The sequence below is a fragment of the uncultured Roseobacter sp. genome (assembly GCF_947499265.1).
Taxonomy (GTDB): Bacteria; Pseudomonadota; Alphaproteobacteria; order Rhodobacterales; family Rhodobacteraceae; genus Roseobacter.
On record NZ_CANMNK010000005.1, the window covers coordinates 77,510 to 95,914 of the forward strand.

At 58.5% G+C, this 18,405-nt stretch carries 20 protein-coding genes and 1 riboswitch; of the genes, 1 reads left to right on the forward strand and 19 read right to left on the reverse strand.

Annotated features, from left to right (window positions below; all coding sequences use genetic code 11):
• Nucleotides 1-20: 20 nt before the first annotated feature.
• From Q1A63_RS14455 to trmB, 11 genes are all read right to left on the reverse strand, one after another.
• Nucleotides 21-395 (reverse strand): SH3 domain-containing protein, encoded by a 375-nt coding sequence (locus Q1A63_RS14455; protein ID WP_298973667.1) that lies wholly within the window; start codon nucleotides 393-395, stop codon nucleotides 21-23.
• Between the two features lie 57 nt (nucleotides 396-452).
• Complete coding sequence (gene trpB / locus Q1A63_RS14460; protein WP_298973668.1) at nucleotides 453-1,685, reverse strand: tryptophan synthase subunit beta; 1,233 nt, start codon at nucleotides 1,683-1,685, stop codon at nucleotides 453-455.
• 14 nt (nucleotides 1,686-1,699) lie between these two features.
• Nucleotides 1,700-2,149, reverse strand: coding sequence for a GNAT family N-acetyltransferase (locus Q1A63_RS14465; RefSeq protein ID WP_298973670.1), 450 nt, complete (start codon nucleotides 2,147-2,149; stop codon nucleotides 1,700-1,702).
• Nucleotides 2,146-2,790 carry a phosphoribosylanthranilate isomerase gene (locus Q1A63_RS14470; protein WP_298973672.1) on the reverse strand — a complete coding sequence of 215 codons (645 nt, stop codon included), beginning with the start codon at nucleotides 2,788-2,790 and terminating at the stop codon, nucleotides 2,146-2,148. Before Q1A63_RS14470 ends, Q1A63_RS14465 begins: the two co-directional genes overlap by 4 nt.
• Nucleotides 2,791-2,835: 45 nt before the next feature.
• The gene (locus Q1A63_RS14475; protein WP_298973673.1) at nucleotides 2,836-3,186 is read right to left on the reverse strand and encodes a LapA family protein; all 351 of its coding nucleotides are present in this window, start codon (nucleotides 3,184-3,186) and stop codon (nucleotides 2,836-2,838) included.
• A complete protein-coding gene (gene ihfB / locus Q1A63_RS14480; protein ID WP_298973675.1) occupies nucleotides 3,186-3,470 on the reverse strand; it encodes an integration host factor subunit beta in 285 nt (94 codons plus the stop codon). Before ihfB ends, Q1A63_RS14475 begins: the two co-directional genes overlap by 1 nt.
• Before the next feature lie 410 nt (nucleotides 3,471-3,880).
• The gene (rpsA, locus tag Q1A63_RS14485; protein ID WP_366524366.1) at nucleotides 3,881-5,662 is read right to left on the reverse strand and encodes a 30S ribosomal protein S1; all 1,782 of its coding nucleotides are present in this window, start codon (nucleotides 5,660-5,662) and stop codon (nucleotides 3,881-3,883) included.
• A gap of 141 nt (nucleotides 5,663-5,803) precedes the next feature.
• Nucleotides 5,804-6,349 (reverse strand): hypothetical protein, encoded by a 546-nt coding sequence (locus tag Q1A63_RS14490; protein WP_299402961.1) that lies wholly within the window; start codon nucleotides 6,347-6,349, stop codon nucleotides 5,804-5,806.
• A gap of 233 nt (nucleotides 6,350-6,582) precedes the next feature.
• Nucleotides 6,583-7,200, reverse strand: coding sequence for a d(CMP) kinase (locus Q1A63_RS14495; protein ID WP_299402959.1), 618 nt, complete (start codon nucleotides 7,198-7,200; stop codon nucleotides 6,583-6,585).
• Nucleotides 7,201-7,206: 6 nt separating this feature from the next.
• Nucleotides 7,207-8,559, reverse strand: coding sequence for a 3-phosphoshikimate 1-carboxyvinyltransferase (gene aroA, locus Q1A63_RS14500; RefSeq protein ID WP_298973682.1), 1,353 nt, complete (start codon nucleotides 8,557-8,559; stop codon nucleotides 7,207-7,209).
• An 82-nt stretch (nucleotides 8,560-8,641) separates the two neighbouring features.
• Entirely contained in the window at nucleotides 8,642-9,343 is a 702-nt protein-coding gene (trmB, locus tag Q1A63_RS14505) for a tRNA (guanosine(46)-N7)-methyltransferase TrmB (protein WP_298973684.1), read from the reverse strand.
• Nucleotides 9,344-9,485: 142 nt separating this feature from the next.
• Here trmB and Q1A63_RS14510 point away from each other — a divergent pair, with 142 nt between their 5' ends.
• Nucleotides 9,486-10,367: a response regulator gene (locus tag Q1A63_RS14510; protein ID WP_299632138.1), complete on the forward strand. Its 882-nt coding sequence runs from the start codon at nucleotides 9,486-9,488 to the stop codon at nucleotides 10,365-10,367.
• A gap of 96 nt (nucleotides 10,368-10,463) precedes the next feature.
• Here the strand turns inward: Q1A63_RS14510 and metK are convergent, their stop codons facing one another.
• The 8 genes from metK to miaB all read right to left on the reverse strand — a co-directional run bounded on the left by metK (nucleotide 10,464) and on the right by miaB (nucleotide 18,331).
• Nucleotides 10,464-11,645, reverse strand: a complete 1,182-nt coding sequence (metK, locus tag Q1A63_RS14515) for a methionine adenosyltransferase (RefSeq protein ID WP_298973687.1) — start codon at nucleotides 11,643-11,645, stop codon at nucleotides 10,464-10,466.
• A 4-nt stretch (nucleotides 11,646-11,649) separates the two neighbouring features.
• A riboswitch (SAM-SAH riboswitch) is annotated at nucleotides 11,650-11,701 on the reverse strand.
• Nucleotides 11,702-11,737: 36 nt separating this feature from the next.
• Nucleotides 11,738-13,204, reverse strand: a complete 1,467-nt coding sequence (gene lnt, locus Q1A63_RS14520) for an apolipoprotein N-acyltransferase (RefSeq protein ID WP_298973688.1) — start codon at nucleotides 13,202-13,204, stop codon at nucleotides 11,738-11,740.
• 68 nt (nucleotides 13,205-13,272) lie between these two features.
• Nucleotides 13,273-14,169, reverse strand: coding sequence for a hemolysin family protein (locus Q1A63_RS14525; RefSeq protein ID WP_298974365.1), 897 nt, complete (start codon nucleotides 14,167-14,169; stop codon nucleotides 13,273-13,275).
• A 43-nt stretch (nucleotides 14,170-14,212) separates the two neighbouring features.
• Nucleotides 14,213-14,707, reverse strand: coding sequence for an rRNA maturation RNase YbeY (gene ybeY / locus Q1A63_RS14530; RefSeq protein WP_298974366.1), 495 nt, complete (start codon nucleotides 14,705-14,707; stop codon nucleotides 14,213-14,215).
• A gap of 34 nt (nucleotides 14,708-14,741) precedes the next feature.
• Complete coding sequence (locus Q1A63_RS14535) at nucleotides 14,742-15,758, reverse strand: PhoH family protein (RefSeq protein ID WP_298974367.1); 1,017 nt, start codon at nucleotides 15,756-15,758, stop codon at nucleotides 14,742-14,744.
• 160 nt (nucleotides 15,759-15,918) lie between these two features.
• Nucleotides 15,919-16,227: a hypothetical protein gene (locus Q1A63_RS14540; RefSeq protein WP_298973689.1), complete on the reverse strand. Its 309-nt coding sequence runs from the start codon at nucleotides 16,225-16,227 to the stop codon at nucleotides 15,919-15,921.
• A gap of 12 nt (nucleotides 16,228-16,239) precedes the next feature.
• On the reverse strand, nucleotides 16,240-16,815 hold the full coding sequence (locus Q1A63_RS14545) for an OmpA family protein (protein WP_298973690.1): 576 nt from the start codon (nucleotides 16,813-16,815) through the stop codon (nucleotides 16,240-16,242).
• A gap of 190 nt (nucleotides 16,816-17,005) precedes the next feature.
• Nucleotides 17,006-18,331 carry a tRNA (N6-isopentenyl adenosine(37)-C2)-methylthiotransferase MiaB gene (miaB, locus tag Q1A63_RS14550; RefSeq protein ID WP_298973694.1) on the reverse strand — a complete coding sequence of 442 codons (1,326 nt, stop codon included), beginning with the start codon at nucleotides 18,329-18,331 and terminating at the stop codon, nucleotides 17,006-17,008.
• Nucleotides 18,332-18,405: the final 74 nt, after the last annotated feature.

Consider the following 18,405-nt stretch of genomic DNA (forward strand, 5'->3'; position numbering starts at 1 on the left):
CACCAAGCCAGAAGTTCTGATCAGATTGCGCTGAGATTTCTTGCGGGCACCCAGCCTTCCGCTCCGTTTTGTGCCCTGCATAGTATCCAGCCGTGCGTCTCGCTGAGGGCGAGCAGTTCTTCGCCTCGGTGAGACGTCAGCTCGACCGCAGAAAAATCTGCATTCGCATAGGTCTTACCGACACGACTTTGAACCAGCGTGTCGGGTATCCAGCCCTCTTTGCCCCTTTGATTTCGCGCCCAGACCCAGACATGTCCGTCCCACATGTCTGACTTTCCGGTCAACCAGAGTTCTTCACCCGCGCTCAGAGCAATCGGATCAGGGTACGCCGCTTTCCAATCAGCCGTCACGCGATAGCGATCCATCACTCGTTCTCCCATTGCGATCGTGACCATTGGGTCAAAAGCACTTCAAAATGACCAGGTAGGCCCGTCAGGGATTCTGCGACGGTTTTAAGCGAATTCACCCATCTCGAAGTCCAAGGCTTTGGCAACAGTGAAAATATCCTTATCGCCGCGCCCACACATATTCATGCAGATGATGTGATCTTTGGGCAGGTCCGGGGCGATTTTCATCACATGCGCCAGCGCATGGCTGGGCTCCAGCGCGGGGATGATCCCTTCCAACTCGCAGCAAAGCTGGAACGCCGCCAAGGCTTCCTTATCCGTGATCGACACGTATTCGGCGCGGCCAATGTCGTGCAGCCAGGCGTGCTCGGGCCCGATGCCGGGGTAGTCGAGACCGGCGGAGATCGAGAAGCCTTCGAGGATCTGGCCATCATCATCCTGCAACAGATAGGTGCGGTTGCCATGCAGCACACCCGGGCGACCACCGGTCAGGGACGCGCAATGTTCCATCTTGGCATTCACACCCTTGCCGCCAGCCTCAACGCCGATGATCCCCACTTCCTTGTCATCGAGGAACGGGTAGAACAGGCCCATCGCGTTTGACCCGCCACCAATCGCGGCAATCAGTGTATCCGGAAAACGCCCTTCCGCTGCGGTCATCTGCTCGCGGACTTCCTTGCCGATGATCGCCTGGAAATCGCGCACCATGGCCGGGTACGGGTGCGGGCCCGCAACCGTACCAATGCAGTAGAAGGTATCGCGGACGTTCGTCACCCAGTCGCGCAACGCATCGTTCATCGCGTCCTTGAGCGTGCCGCGTCCGGAGGTCACCGGCACCACCTCGGCGCCGAGCAAACGCATGCGGAAGACGTTGGGCGCCTGACGCTCGACATCATGCGCGCCCATGTAGACCACGCATTTCAGCCCGAACTTGGCGCAGACGGTGGCCGTGGCCACACCATGCTGGCCTGCGCCGGTCTCCGCGATGATCCGGGTCTTACCCATGCGGCGCGCCAGGATGATCTGACCCAGCACGTTGTTGATCTTATGCGCGCCGGTGTGGTTGAGCTCGTCGCGCTTCATGTAGACCTTGGCACCGCCCAGATGCTCGGTCAGCCGTTCGGCGTGATAGAGCGGGCTGGGTCGGCCCACATAATGGGTCCAGAGATGGTCCATCTCCGCCCAGAAGCTCTCGTCGGTCTTGGCCACCTCATATTGTTCTTCCAACTCCAGGATCAGCGGCATCAACGTCTCGGAGACGAACCGCCCGCCAAAATTGCCAAATCGGCCATTCTCGTCCGGGCCGGTCATGAAAGAATTGAATAGATCGTTCGCCATCCCGCGCACTCCTGTCAGATCAGATTGCGTTTATACCCGATGTGCGAAGGGGTAAAGCCAAGGTCACCGTAGAACCGCGCCGTATCAGTGCGACTTTTGTTCATGGTCAGCTGCATCAGGCTGCACCCTGCGGCCTTTGAACGCACCACCGCATCCTCGATCATCAGGTGCCCGATGCCCTGGCCGCGCAAGTCGCTGGACACCCGAACGCTTTCAATCTGCGCCCGGCGCGCGGCGCGCAGGGAAAGCCCGGTGATGAAGGTCAGTTGATAAGTCGCGATCACGCGACCGTCCATCTCACCGACAATCAACTGGTTGCCGCCTTCTTCAGCCATCCTGTCAAACGCGCTGAGATAAAGCTCCAGATCACTGCCCTCGCGGGTCGCGCCAAGCGCATCGTCCTGCAGCAGCGCGATGATGTCCGCGACCTCCTCGCGTTTTGCGGGGCGGAAGGTAACGTTCATGCGTGGGCCGCCTTCACGAAAGCTTTGATCAGCTCCGGGTCTTTCTCTCCGGGTGCGTGCTCTACGCCCGAGGACACATCCACCTGTTTCGCACCTGTCATGGCAATGGCTTCGCCCACGTTTTCGGGCGTCAGCCCGCCCGCCAGCATCCACGGGATCGGCCACCGGCGTCCGGCGATCAGCCGCCAATCGAACGATAACCCATTGCCGCCCGGCAGCGCGGCATCCTTCGGCGGCTTGGCATCGACCAGAATCTGATCGGCTACTTTCAGATAGCTTTCCAGCAGAGGTAAATCCGACGCATCAGCAACCCCCACCGCTTTCATGACCGGCAGGCCATAACGTGCCTTGATCTCGGTAACACGCTTGGGAGTTTCATGCCCGTGCAACTGAAGCATATCCAGCGGCACCTGGGCGGTCACCGCATCAAGAAAGGCGTCATCCGCATCGACGATCAACGCAACCTTGGCGAGCCCCAGCGGCGCGTCGAGGGCCAAGGCACGCGCTGTGGTCAGCGACAGGTTGCGCGGAGATTTATCGAAAAAGACAAAGCCGCAGTAGGCAGCCCCCGCTTCAGCAGCCGCTGACAGGTCTTTCGCTGTGCTCAATCCACAGATTTTTACAGAGGTGTCCTCAGGCATGGCCGGGTTTGATCACGGTCCCCGCGCCAATGCAAGATACTCAGGTCAACTCGCTTCATCCAGAAGCGCCAGAACCTCATCCTTGCCTTCGTGTTTTTCGCCCTTGAGCTTAGCGATCTCACGTTCCAGCCGACGCATCTCGCGGGCCTGGCGGGCCGCTTCGGCGCGCTGGTTGTGCTCACGCACCCACTCCCAGACGAACCCGACCAGAAGCCCGACAACAATCCCGCCGAAAATCACGATGAAGAGCGGCAGATCGATGCCAGGGTTCATATGAAACCATCCGGCCACTTCCGAAGGGATCAGTTGCAGCGAAACCATCTGACGATTGGCAATTGCCACAGAGATCAAAGCAGCCGCAAAGGTCGCAATGCAGGCGTAGCGGATGTAGCGCATCAGGATTTCCCGTTCAAACGATCACGCAGCAGTTTTCCGGTCTTGAAGAAGGGCACATGCTTTTCCTCGACGTGTACGGTTTCGCCGGTGCGCGGATTGCGACCTACGCGCGCATCCCGTTTTTTCACCGAGAAGGCTCCAAAGCCACGAAGCTCAACCCGATCCCCGCGCGACATGGCCCCGGTGACCTCTTCGAAGATGGTGTTGACGATACGCTCGACGTCTCGCTGATAAAGATGTGGATTTTCATCTGCGATCTTTTGGATCAGCTCGGAACGGATCATGGCAGCACCCCTCTTTGGATTTTAGGGCGTATTTTCTCGCGCCCCTTTGACGAACTATAGAAAGAAAGCAGGCCTACGGAAAGTGAACCATTGCCCGCCTTTCACAGTTTTTTGCGTCGAAGGCGCTGTATTTGTGCGGCTTTTCGCGGGCTTACCGGCAATCTCGGTTTTTCGGGCCAGACCGCCCGCATTGCTGCGTCGCAGCATTCCCAAATGATTCGCGGCGCCCCGACATCCATCTGATCTTCAGCAAAAGAAGCGTATTTTGGTCTGACCGGGTGCTGTTGAAAGGCATTGGTAACAGCCCCGCTACCCAGATCGCCGCAGAAAAATACGCTCGCTGGTGCCGATGAAAAAGGCCCCGCAGATTGCTCTGCGGGGCCCTCGAATTTTCAGATCGAGCGAAGCGCTTATTCGTCGCCTTTGAGCGCCGCGCCGAGGATATCGCCCAAGGATGCGCCGGAGTCCGAAGACCCGTACTGTTCCACGGCTTCTTTTTCTTCGGCGATTTCGCGCGCTTTGATGGAGACGCCAAGACGACGGGTCTTGTTGTCCACATTTGTGATGCGCACGTCGACCTTGTCACCAACCGAGAAACGCTCAGGGCGCTGTTCGGCTCGGTCACGCGACAGATCGGAGCGACGGATGAAGGACTTCATGCCTTCGTATTCCACTTCGACACCACCGTCTTCGATGGCTGTCACGGTCACGGTCACGATCGAGCCGCGCTTCACGCCACCAACGGCTTCGGCGAACTTGTCGCCACCAACGGCCTTGATCGACAGGGAAATGCGCTCTTTCTCAACGTCCACCTCGGAGACAACGGCATGCACCATGTCGCCTTTGCGGTAGTTCTGGATCGCATCCTCGCCCCGCTCGTCCCAGCTGAGGTCGGAGAGGTGCACCATGCCGTCGATGTCGCCGTCGAGGCCCACGAACAGACCAAACTCGGTGATGTTCTTGACTTCGCCTTCGACCTCTGTGCCCTCGGGGTGTGTTTCTGCAAACACTTCCCATGGGTTGCGCATGGTCTGTTTCAGGCCCAGAGACACGCGGCGCTTGGCACCGTCGATTTCCAGAACCATGACTTCGACTTCCTGGCTGGTGGAAACGATCTTGCCCGGATGCACGTTCTTCTTGGTCCAGGACATCTCGGAGACGTGCACAAGACCTTCAACACCGGCTTCGAGCTCAACAAAGGCACCGTAATCGGTGATGTTGGTCACGCGGCCTGTGTGCGTGGACTCCAGCGGATATTTCGCGGCCACCAGATCCCATGGATCTTCCTGCAGCTGCTTCATGCCGAGGGAGATACGGTGTGTATCTTTGTTGATCTTGATGACCTGCACCTTGATCGTCTCGCCAATCGCCAGAATTTCAGACGGGTGGTTGACCCGGCGCCATGCCATATCTGTGACGTGCAGCAGGCCGTCGACACCGCCAAGATCCACGAAGGCCCCGTATTCGGTGATGTTCTTGACCACACCGTCGACCGTTTGACCTTCGGTCAGGTTGCCGATCACTTCGGCGCGCTGTTCGGCACGGGATTCTTCGAGGATCGCACGACGCGATACCACGATGTTGCCCCGGCGACGGTCCATTTTCAGGATCTGGAACGGCTGTTTCAGACCCATCAACGGGCCCGCGTCACGCACGGGACGCACATCAACCTGGGAGCCGGGCAGGAAGGCCACGGCACCGCCAAGGTCGACGGTAAAGCCGCCTTTGACACGACCGAAGATGGCGCCTTCAACGCGCTCTTCATCGGCATAGGCTTTTTCCAGACGATCCCAGGCTTCTTCACGGCGGGCCATTTCGCGGGAAATGACAGCTTCGCCACGCGAGCTTTCGACCTGGCGGAGGAAGACTTCAACCTCATCACCAACTTCGATTTTGGGCGCTTCGCCCGGATCTGCGAATTCTTTGAGTTCGACACGGCCTTCCATTTTGTAGCCGACGTCGATGATGGCTTGGCCCGCTTCGATTGCGATCACCTTGCCTTTGACAACAGACCCTTCTTCGGGTGTGTCCATTTCGAAGCTTTCTTCCAAAAGGGCTTCGAAGTCTTCCATAGTTGCGTTTTGCGCCATGTAGCGTGTGTTCCTTTGTACGTTTGTTTCTGGCCGTGCGGTTGTCTCCGCCGGTCTTTGGATTTGATCTGCCGATACGCGCGGAACCAATGCATTTAACAAACGAAGGGCCGGTTTGCACCGACCCTGCTCGTTTGCTCAGCTGCAAAGGCTGTTCCCGCCTTGTCAACGCTCGCGCGTATAGAGGGGTTTTTGTCCGGGATCAACCCATCTGCGCATTTTGCCTGCTGTCAGACATTTGTGCTAGAGGGCCTGTCCCTTGCGCAATTCATCCAGCAGGTCCTGATAAATGCCGTTGCTGTCCCCACCGCCGAAGACTTGCGCGCCGCCGGAATAGGTCTGCCCATAGGTCCGCGCGACGTTAATCGTCTGCGCGATGGCGGAGAGGAATTGCTCGTGTTGCAGCGGTGACAGTGGGTGGATGAAAACCCCCCATAGCCTGCCCTGGGCCACGGCGTAGCGGGCGTCCAAGGCGCTATCAAAATTGGCCTGCATCAGGCGCATCAATTCTTCTGCGTTCAGGCCTTCCGCCGATCTGATCGGCACCATCGCCCGCATGCGATCCGCGCGCGGATCGGCAATGACAACCACCGGAATGTCCTGCACCGTGAATTCAATGGCTGCACCGCGCAGCTGTGCTTCGGCATCGATGACCAGAATAATCTCTGCGAGGCGTTCCAGTGTCATCGGTGGCTCAACCGCGGGCGCGCCCTCTGTTGTATCGTTTTCCTGTGCCAAACTGAGAGATCCCCAAAAAACCAGGACCAACGTGATGAGAAGTCGTGCCATTGAAATGCCTTTCGCCGTCGTTATGCGGTTAGGCTAGCCGCGCGGGGCATCAAACACCAAGCACCCTTTGGTGATCAGTTTGCAACATCGCGGGCGCGCGCCGGAAGCAAATTCAATCGATAAGGACCCACGGCCCCTGTAATCGCCGCCAAATCGAAACAGGCCGTTTTAGCGGAACCAGCCGGAGTTTGTGCAAAGCGTCGCGGGTCACAGACACCACCGGTGATTCCGGCCTAGCCCGCCCGCTTCGCCTCAATCACTGCGATTGCGGCCTCGATCGCGGCCTCGATCTTCATCTCCGAGGTGTCGATCTCAACCGCATCTTCTGCAGGCTTCAGGGGGGCTTCGGCGCGGTCCCGATCCCGGGCATCGCGTTCTTTAACATCGGCGAGCACCTGGGCGCGGCTGATCGCGGCACCTGATGCGGCCAGTTCGGCAAAACGCCTGTCCGCGCGCACCTCTGCACTGGCGGTCACAAAGAGCTTGGCCTCAGCATTGGGGCAAATGACCGTGCCAATGTCCCGCCCATCCAAGACAGCACCGCCTGCCCGACGGGCGAAACTGCGCTGAAAATCAAGCAAAGCGGCGCGCACTTCAGCAATCACGGCCACTTTACTCGCGGCCTGTGCCACCTCGGGGCTGCGCAAATCATCTGCCTCTAGGTCTTCGGCGGTCAGCGTCTGCGCCGCCATGATCGGCTCCATACCCAAAAGCAGTTTTGCGCCCACGGCGCGGTACAGCAGCCCGGTATCCAGATGCGCAAAGCCGAAATGCGCCGCGACCGCCTTGGAGATCGTCCCCTTGCCCGCCGCAGCAGGGCCATCAACCGCGATTGTGAAGGTTTTGGCCATAGCGTGTCACTGATTGTTGCGCACCAATTGCGCGCCCAGGGCAGACATAAGTGGCTCAAAGATCGGAAAGGAGGTGGCAATCGGCCCGCCATCATCCACGCTCACCGGGTTTTGCGTGGCCATCCCGAGGATCAGAAATGACATGGCAATCCGGTGATCCAGATGGCTGGCGCAGGTTGCACCGCCCGGCACGTTCCCATGCCCAAGGCCCGTCACCGTCCACCAATCCGGGCCCTCGTCCACGGTAATGCCATTGGCACGCAGACCCACCGCCATCGCATCGATACGGTCGCTTTCCTTGACCCGCAGTTCCTTGACGCCGCGCATCACGGTCTGGCCTTGTGCGAAGGCCGCAACCACGGAGAGCACCGGGTATTCATCGATCATGCTGGCGGCACGCTCGGGCGGCACCTCGATGCCTTTGAGGTCCGGTGAGAACCGCGCGCGCAAATCAGCCACAGGCTCCCCGCCCTCGGTGCGTTCGTTCTCATAGGTCAGATCCGCGCCCATCTCGCGCAGCGTGGTGTAGAGCCCGGCGCGCGTCGGGTTCAACCCGATGCCGGGCACCAGCACATCCGAGCCCGGCACGATCAGCGCTGCACAGACCGGGAAAGCCGCCGACGACGGATCACGTGGCACGTCGATCTTCTGCGGCTTCAGCTCTGGCTGCCCGGTCAGGGTGATGACGCGGCCCGCCTCCGTTTCCTCGACGGTGATCTCCGCGCCAAAGCCTGCCAGCATACGTTCGGTGTGATCGCGCGTGGCTTCGGCCTCGATCACGATCGTCTTGCCCGGTGCGTTCAACCCGGCCAGCAACACCGCCGACTTCACCTGTGCCGACGGCACTGGCACCGTGTATTCAACGGGTACAGGGTCAACGGCCCCCACGATGGTCATGGGCAAACGCCCCCCGGCCCGTCCGTACGCCTGCGTGCCGAAGAGCGCCAAAGGATCGGTCACCCGTGCCATCGGGCGCCCGTTGAGCGATGCGTCCCCGGTAAAGGTCGCGCTGATCGGGGAGGTGGCCATGGCGCCCATGATCAACCGAACACCGGTGCCGGAGTTCCCACAATCGATCACGTTCTCAGGCTCCGCAAAGCCACCGACACCTACGCCGAAGACCGACCAATCGCCATTGCCATGGTCGGTGACCTCCGCGCCAAAAGCCCGCATCGCATCAGCCGTATCGAGCACGTCCTGCCCTTCAAGCAATCCGGTGATCTCGGTTTTGCCGACGCTGAGCGCCCCAAGGATCAGTGAACGGTGAGAAATGGATTTGTCACCCGGCACCCGCGCTTCGCCTGTGAGAGGGCCGCAGGGGCGTGAGGTCATGGGAATGGGCGCGCCGTGGCTGGACATGGTATTTCTCGGTTAAGTCTGATGTTGCGCGAGGCTTAACGGCTGCGCCCCGGAGGGTCCAGCCCCCATGGCTCCGCCTGGGTCAGCTCTTTTGGAACGTCAGATAGTGGGGGGTGCGCCCCTCACGCAGGGCCTTTTGTTCATATCGCGTGGAAATCCAGTCGTCCCAAGGCTGCCGCCAGTCTCGCGGTCGCTCGGCTAACCACTCAAACCCATGCTTTGGCACCTCTTCCAGGGTCTGCCGCACATAGTCTTCGATATCCGTTGCGACACGAAAGATCGCGCCGGGTTTCAGGGCCTTGGCCAGCGGTTGCAGATGTTCCGGCGTGACAAACCGACGACGATGGTGGCGCGCTTTCGGCCAAGGATCCGGGTAGAGCAAGAAGGCGCGGTCTATCGTGTTTTCCGGCAAAACGTCGAAAAGGTCACGCACATCACCGGGATGCACCGCGAGATTGTCAACACCGGCGCGTCTGATTTTCCCCAGAAGCATCGCGACACCGTTGATGTAGGGTTCTGCCCCGATCAGGCCGACCTCAGGGTTGTTGCTGGCCTGGTGCACCATGTGCTCTCCCCCGCCAAATCCGATCTCGAGCCAAACCGGTTTGCCACCAAACAGCCCAGGCAGATCAAGTGGTATGCGGTCTGGATTGTCTTCCCAAGAGACCAGGCCAGCCGACAAAGCGCCCAGATCCTCATCCAAATATACCTTCTGTGATCGCTTGAGGCTCTTGCCTTTCAAACGTCCATAGAAGTTTCTGCGGGGGCGGGATTTCTGCGACATGCGAGGCCTTTAGCTTGGACCAGCCGCTACCGCAATGTCATCTGCTCAATGGCCTTCACTGTTTCATCAAGAATTAAGAAGGCGCTGCTACAGAGAGTGCCAGATAGGTATTGCTCCAGAGGGAGGCAGATCATTGAGCCAGATGGGAAAAATACACGCAAAGCTTGCGCCCAGCGTGACCGCCCTACCCAAGTTCGCGAGTATCTTGATCGTCGATGACCAACGCTTTGACCGGGCGCGGCTGTTGCGTCTGATCGATGAGTTGGAATTTGACACCCATGTGGTTCAGGCGGATTGTCTTGAAACGATGGGGGCAAAACTCCAGAGCGACAAGTTCGATTTGATCTTCGTGGACTATAACCTGCCCGATGGTAACGGGTTGCAAGCTCTGGATGCCATTCGCCTTGATCCGCACAACCGCCAGGCTGCGATCATCATGGTCGCCGGTGATGGCCAGAATGAGATCGCGATTGAGGCCCTGAAACGCGGGTGCAGCGATTACATTACCAAGGATGACATCTCCGCCTCTTCCTTCAGGCGCGCTTCGATCAATGCACTGCAGAAATCGCACCTGGCCATTGGCATGGAAACCCAGGACGGCAAGCGCAAACAGATGGAAGAAGTGCTGGAACGGTTCTCAACCGAATGCGCCAATGAAATCAAACCTGTTGTTAGCCGTGTCATGCGGCAATTACGCGATTTGCGCGAAGCCCCGGCGCTGAGTGCCGACCAGCTTGCGGATCGGTATGATCGGATCGAAAGATCCTGCATGCGCCTGTGGGAGTTTCTGGACGACCTTGGACGGTATCAGGGGACGGACATCTCGGAGGAGGCATTCGCCGCGCAGAATTTTGTGAAATCGCTGGAACCGGGTGCCGTACCTGAGGCCGCTCCGATCAGCGATGCTGCCAAGGTGACCCCATCGAAACCGCGACGGCTGCAAGCGCCGCAGGAGGCACCGGCGTCCGTTCAGCGCAAAAGAAAACCGGTCAAGCCAAGCCTGTTCGGAAAATCAAAAAAGTAGTGGCACACGATATCTTGCTATCAGACAGGCATCATAGTCATGCGTGCCTTGGTTCAGAGGCAAATGCCCAACGCCGAATTCAGCGAGCAGAGACCATTAGACAGCGGCTTTCAATGCATCGACCAAGTCTGTTTTTTCCCAGCTGAAGCCACCATCAGCCTCTGGCGCACGTCCGAAATGGCCATAAGCGGCGGTGCGGGCATAGATCGGTCGGTTGAGACTGAGATGTTCGCGGATACCGCGTGGTGTCAGGTCAATGATCTGACCAATAGCCGCTTCGATCACGCTGTCATCCATCTCACCCGTGCCAAAGGTGTCACAATAGATCGACAGCGGTTTGCTCACACCAATCGCATAGCTCAGCTGAATGGTGCATTTGTCCGCAAGGCCTGAGGCCACCACGTTCTTCGCCAGATAGCGCGACACATAAGCAGCAGAACGGTCCACTTTCGTCGGGTCCTTGCCCGAGAACGCGCCGCCACCATGTGGCGCGGCACCACCATAGGTATCGACAATGATTTTCCGCCCCGTCAGGCCCGCGTCGCCATCCGGCCCGCCAATCACAAAAGTGCCGGTGGGATTCACCCACCATTCGGTGGCTTCGGTGATCCATCCCTCCGGCAGAACCTCACGAATATAGGGTTCAACAATCGCGCGGATGTCCTGTGAGGTCTGGTTTTCATCCGCATGTTGGGTCGACAGCACGATGGACGTAACACCAACCGGTTTCCCGTCCTCATACTGGACCGACAATTGGCTCTTGGCGTCCGGCCGCAATGTGGGCTCAGTACCATCCTTGCGCACTTCCGCCAAACGACGCAACACGGCGTGGGCGTAGTGGATCGGGGCTGGCATCAATTCCGGTGTCTCATTGGTGGCAAACCCGAACATGATACCCTGATCGCCTGCGCCCTCATCCTTGTTCCCGCTGGCGTTCACGCCCTGGGCAATATGCGCCGACTGTTCGTGCAGCAGATTGGTGATTTCACATGTCGCGTGGTGAAACTTATCCTGCTCGTAACCGATATCCTTGATGCAGGCGCGCGCGATCTCCTCGATACGGCCCATGTAATCCTTGAGCGCTTCTTTATCCGACAGCCCTACTTCGCCACCGATCACAACTCTATTTGTGGTCGCGAAGGTTTCCGCTGCGACGCGCGCTTCGGGTTCCGCGGCAAGAAAAGCGTCCAATACCGCGTCTGAAATACGGTCGCACACCTTATCAGGGTGCCCCTCCGAAACGGATTCCGAGGTGAATACATAATTTTTACGAGACATGAATTGCTCCGATAAGACAAATACTGTGCCACGCCAGGAAGCCGTTGCGGCACGTTCGAGCGTGCTTACGTGGCCCGCCATCACCCGTCAATCTAATTCTGCCGCCTTCTACCCAGCCGTGTGCACAGAAGACCCAATGCCAGCAAAACAATGATCGGCGTGTCGCCTGTTTGGCTGTAAAATGTTGGGGCCATCGGAGCGGGCAGGGGTACATCCAGAAATCCCGCGACGCCCATCGGCAAGCTCGCGAGGATACGGCCTTGTGGATCGATCATGGCCGAAATTCCAGTGTTCGCCGCACGCATCAACGGCAGGCCCTGTTCAATCGCGCGCATGCGGGCTTGCGCCAAATGCTGTTGCGGTCCGACATTTTGCCCGAACCAGGCGTCATTTGTAATTTGCAACAGAAAGTCCGGACGTTCTTCCACAGCGCCTACGCCGTGTGCAAAGACGGCTTCATAACAAATGAGCGGCAAACCCGACCCAAGGGCACCAAAATCGAGTACTTCAGCGCCGGGCCCGCTGGCAAACCCGGTCGATGATGTCTGAGCCAGGCCCATAATACCAAACCGGTTCAGCAGGTTGGCAAAAGGAATGTATTCGCCAAAGGGTACCAGGTGGTGTTTGTCATAGATCTGCGTTGGCGACCCTGCGGCGTCTAAAAGGACCATGGCATTGTAAAGCGCATCCTCATCGCGGCGCAAAAGCCCGAGGGTGACTGGCTTTCCCTCTGCCGCTTCGGCGATTTGGCGCAATGCCGGTCCCGCCGTTTCCAATGTCCAGAGAATCGCCGTCTCCGGCCAGACGGTCAGATCGGGCATTGGCTTACCTGCTTCTGGTGCCGCCGCCGTGAACGCCAACTGCCTGTCGAAAAATGTTTGCGTGTGATCGGATCGCCACTTCAGATGTTGTGCCGCATTGGGCTGGATCAGGCGCACGGTGTGAGGTGTGAGGGGTGCTGGCGGTGCAGAAGGCGGAAGATAGAAAAGCGCCGCTGTGCTGCACAGCAAAACCGCCTGCCCCGCGCGCATTACACCGCGTTTCCGGTAGACCGCGGGGAAAGACAGCGCCCAGGCGATTGACATCAGCCACAACGTCATGCCGTGCGGTCCCGCCCACGCAAGCCCCTGCCCGGCAGCCCCCCCCACCAGCGCCTGCGCAGGACTGGCCCAGGGAAACCCGGTGAACAAATAGGCGCGCAGCACCTCTGCAGCGGTCCACGTTAGGATCAGCGGCCAGGTGCGTGATGACAATAATCGCGCCAGCCAGAATGCCCCGCCCCAAAAAAGCGCGAGCCCCATGCTCATGAGCACCAAAGCAAAGGGCGCCATCCAGGCATGCCGGTCAGGATCAACCTGAAAGGGCTCCACGATCCAGGCCAGCGCGACAGCGAAATACCCAACACCAAAGGCCCAACCGATCAACGCGGCATTCCAGGGGCGCCTTTGACGGCGCAGGGTCAGAAACGCGAGTGAGAAGACCAGCAACATGACCAGCGGCTGGCCGTAAGGTGCCTGCCCCAAGGGCGCAATCGCCCCCAAGACCGCTGCGATTGCCATGCGGCCCAGACGCGGCAAGCGTGTGTACCACCCCCAAGGTTTGTTCTGTCTCGGGATGGTTTTGACCATTATGCGGCGTGCGTCCCGGTGCGTACACGCAATCGTTTGATGCGGCGCGGATCAGCGTCAAGAACCTCAAACTCCGGGCCGTCCGGGTGCACCACCACCTCCCCACGCGCCGGCACGCGGCCGGAGAGCATAAAGACTAGCCCACCCAAGGTGTCGATTTCTTCCTCGTCCACTTCGTCGTGTTCGGTCAGTGATTGTCCAATTTCGGCTTCAAAATCATCCAGCGGGGTTTTGGCCAGCGCCAGATAACACCCCGGTTTTTCCTGCGTCCAATACAGCCCTTCGTCGACGTCATGCTCATCCTCAATCTCACCGATGACCTGCTCGATCAAATCCTCAATGGTCACAAGGCCATCAACGCCGCCATATTCGTCAATGACCAGCGCCATATGACGGCGTTCGGCCTGCATTTTCGTCAGCAAGACACCGATGGTCATGGAGGGTGGCACAAAGAGCAACGGGCGCAGCATGGCCCGCATATCGAATTCATGACTGTCGCCATTGAATCCATGGGTCAGCGCAAGGTCCTTGAGGTGGAGCAATCCAATCGGCGTGTCCAGCGTGCCATCATAGGCAGGCAATCGCGTCAGACCACTTTCCTTGAAGATGGCGACGACTTCTTCCAGCGAGGCGGTCGCAGGGATCGCCGTGATATCCGCCTTGGGAATAGAAACATCCTCAACCCGCATGCGTCTGAGGTTGATCATCCCATGGGTCTGCGGACGTTCCTGAAGCGCCGCAGCCAAGGGCACTGCCGCCTCTGATTCCGATGGGCTCAAGGCCCCGATCACTCGGCTGAAAAAACCACCTGGCCTGGAAGGTTCAGGTTCTGAAGTTTTGTCTGTTTCGACATGCGCGCGTTGCGCTGCGTCAGACTGTCCGTCGTTGTCGCCCATTGGGTCCTGTTCAAGAATGGCTCGGCTCCGGGGCCGATCAGCGTTAATATGGGTCATCAACACCCATTTTGCCAAGTATTTCGGTTTCCAATGCCTGCATCAGCGTGGCATCGCGGTCACGGACATGATCGTATCCCAAAAGATGTAACAGCCCGTGAACAATCAGATGGGTCGCGTGATCTTCCAGAGATTTTTGCAAGTCAACCGCTTCGCGCGCACAGGTTTCATAGGCGATTGCGATGTCGCCCAACTCGAAAGACCCATCAAAATCGGGCTTTGGCGGTGCCGGTGCGTGCCCCTCGATCCCGGCGGATAAATCAACCGCCGGCCAGCTCAACACGTTTGTCGCAACCGGTTTGCCCCGAAACGCCTCGTTCAGCGTTACAATCCGCGCGTCATCACAGGCCAGCAAGGAGATATCCACCTGTTCCACCGGTAAACTGACCTGCGCCAGCGTTTGCGAAATGGCCTGCTTGGCCAGTGCATCCACAGCGATTTCGCGCCAGCCGGACGCTTCAATCAGAATGTCCAACATGATTTATCCGATGTATCGCGCAGGCCCGGCATCGGCCTCACGCCGAGGGTGTCTCTGCTTCATAGGCCTCAATGATCGCCGCCACGAGCGGATGGCGCACAACATCTTTGGAAGTGAAGTAGTTGAAACTTATTTTGGGGATCGATTTCAGAAGCCGCTCCGCGTCAGCCAGACCTGACGAAACCCCGCGAGGCAGGTCGATCTGGGTTCTGTCACCGGTAATCACCATGCGCGATCCTTCGCCCAGCCGGGTCAAAAACATCTTCATCTGCATGGACGTCGCATTTTGCGCCTCATCCAGCACCACAAAGGCATTGGAAAGCGTACGACCGCGCATAAAGGCCAGGGGCGCGATTTCAATCTGCTTTTCTTCGATCAGCTTTGCCAGTTGCTTGCCGGGCAGGAAATCCCCAAGCGCATCATAAAGCGGCTGCATGTAGGGATCGACCTTGTCTTTCATATCCCCCGGCAAAAAGCCCAGGCGCTCACCGGCTTCAACCGCGGGGCGCGACAGGATGATCTTATCCACCTGACCTGCAAGGAACATCGACACGCCCACAGCCACTGCAAGATAGGTTTTGCCGGTGCCCGCCGGGCCGATGCCGAAGGCCAGCTCATTGTCAAAGAGAGATTGGACATAGGCTTTTTGCGCTTCTGTGCGTGGCTCTACCCGTTTTTTACGGGTCTGAATTTCGATGCGATTGCCAATCGGCATTTCCAACTGGTCGCCATCCCGCGTGCCGGTCGCCTCCTCGAAGGGGCCCATCCGCAATTCACGATCCACATCACCGGCCTCCACCGCGCGACCACTTTCAAGACGGGCGTAAAGCGCGTGCAGCACGCGAATGGCATCTGTCCGAGCCTCGGCATCCCCCAAAACGGCAAGCTCATTGCCCCGGCGCACAATCTGAACGCCCAGCGCCTTTTCGATTTGCGCAAGATTGGCATCATATGCGCCGCACAAATCGATCAATAAACGATTATCAGGGAAATCAATTGTACCGCCGGGCGCGGCAATCAACGTTTCTGTTGGACTCGGATCGCTGGGGGCCAATCGCTGTTCCTCAAGCATGGGGTTACAAATGACGGTGCCAATTACATGCGCTCAACACAAGCGCAACCGCGTGGAAATCACAACATTGAAACATTCGCCGGACCGAAAAAAGGCGCGCCGGTGATACCAGCGCGCCCAGAATGGTCATGACTGCGCAAGATCAGAAAATATCGCCGATGATCGTCGTCGCGCCACCTTTGAATTCACCGGTGGTTTGCGTCGGTGCGGCGATGCCCGAACACACCGGTTTGCCGGTTTTGCGATCAAGTCGTGCAGACAGATAGCCTTCCAACCCATCATCGATAATCCAATGATCACAGCCATTGGGATCGACCCATATGCCGGCCTGCAACTCCAGCAACTCTTTGGAGTCGATACCCCGGTCAGAGGTTTTGTTGGCACTCAATTCGCCACATCCGGTCATCGCGACGGCACAGGCAACGAGTAAAATCGATTTATTATGTATCATCTGCAGGCCCCTTCAGCGTACGCACGTGACTTCAACACGGCGGTTCTGAGCCCGGCCAGATGCTGTATCATTGGATGCCTTTGGCTGGCGTTCACCCAAACCACGAATGTCCGACACAACCGCACCCTGCGATCGGGCGACGTTTGCAACGGTGTTGGCCCGCGCCAGCGAAAGCCGCATGTTGGACGCATCCGATCCCTGGCTGTCTGTGTGCCCGGTGATCACAAAAGATCTGGCCTGTGTGGTTGCAAAGAATTCTTCGAGGCTGGCCCGCCCGCTCGCGCTGATCTCGGGACTGCCACTTGCAAAAAACGGATCAGAATTCAAAACGCCGCAGATATTTCCGTCTCGGCAAACCGGAATGCCGTTGCGATTGACATGCGGGGTCATGAACCCTTCCGCGCCGTCATCCATCACCCAATGTTCACAGCCATCCGGGTCCACCCAGATTGTGGGGATGTACTGCCCCTTGTCCAAACCACCCTGCGATGATTCCTGCGCAGCACTTGCCCCGCCCTGCAGCGAAACGGTCAGGCTCAGCGCCAAGCACGCCAGCCTTTGTCCGGCATCGGAAATATTGAAACCCAAAGCCCTGTCCCTCACTTTAAACCCAAAACCGATCCTCAACGCCAAAATGCACGCGAGGAAATACAATTTATCAACACGTTATTTAAAATCTAACTATCATCAGGCGCAAGAACTTGCACGTATTGTCTACGCTTTGGCATCACTGCAGTGTCAAAAAGGGCATTGCTGACGACATGTGCGAGATTAACTCTTAATTTCGCCTTATTGCTGCCAAGGAGTTTCGCTTGGCCTCAGTGATTCTCACCGGCACGATATCGCCGACCGCCGCGTCCGAATTCTCGATGTGCACGGCATGCAGATATTCCGACTTGCCCACCATCTGACCAGGGTTGCGCCCCGGCTTTTCGACCAGCACATGCAAATCCCGACCCACCATGGCGTTTTGAATTTCCTGTTGCTGGCGCGTGATCAGCGCCTGAATACGCTGCAGCCGCTCATCCGCCACATCCGCGTCAACCTGGGCGCGCTCGGCCGCCGGTGTCCCGGGACGGGTCGAATACTTGAAGGAATAGGCGTAGCCGTACCGCACGTTTTCGATCAGATCGAGGGTCGCCTGAAAGTCCTCTTCGGTCTCTTCAGGAAAGCCGACAATGAAATCGCCTGACATCAGGATATCGGGGCGTGCGGCCCGGATACGCTCGATCACCCGCAGATAGCTTTCAGCAGTATGGCTGCGGTTCATGCGTTTGAGAATGCGGTCTGACCCGGATTGCACCGGAAGATGCAGGTAGGGCATCAGCTTGTCGCAACTGCCATGCGCCTCAATCAGGTCGTCGGTCATATCGTTCGGATGGGAGGTGGTGAACCTGATCCGCTCCAAACCATCAATGTCATTCAGGGCCCAGATCAGCTGCGCAAGGCTATGCTCTGCGCCGTCAGGCCCGGTGCCGTGATAGGCATTCACGTTCTGACCCAGCAAGGTGAGCTCACGCACACCGCGATCAACCAGCTCCCGCGCCTCGTCGAGAATGCGCGTCACTGGGCGACTGGCTTCCGCACCCCGCGTATAGGGCACCACGCAAAAGGCGCAAAACTTGTCGCATCCCTCCTGCACAGTCAAAAACGCCGAAGGCGCGCGAACCGCCTTGGTCCGCCCTTTGAGGGTTTCGAACTTGTCTTCTTCCGGGAAATCGGTGTCGAGCGCCGTCTGCCCTGCCCGCACCCGTGCTTCCATTTGCGGCAACCGGTGGTAGGACTGCGGCCCGACCACCAGATCAACAGCAGGCTGGCGGCGCATGATCTCCTCGCCCTCCGCCTGGGCGACACATCCTGTCACGCCGATTTTCAGGTCCGGGTTTTCGGTCTTCAGCGCCTTGAGGCGGCCCAACTCGGAATAGACCTTCTCGGCGGCTTTCTCGCGGATATGGCATGTGTTCAGCAGGATCATATCCGCTTCTTCAGCGGTTCGCGTTTCCACATACCCCTGCCCGCCCAGCGATTCCGCCATGCGTTCGCTGTCATAGACGTTCATCTGGCAGCCATAGGTCTTGATGAATAGCTTTTTAGGCGTGGTCATGGGGTTTCCGGAACAAAGGAGGTTGGCGCGGTGCTTACCAGCCCCGGCAGAGGCTTGCAATGAACGCTGAATTA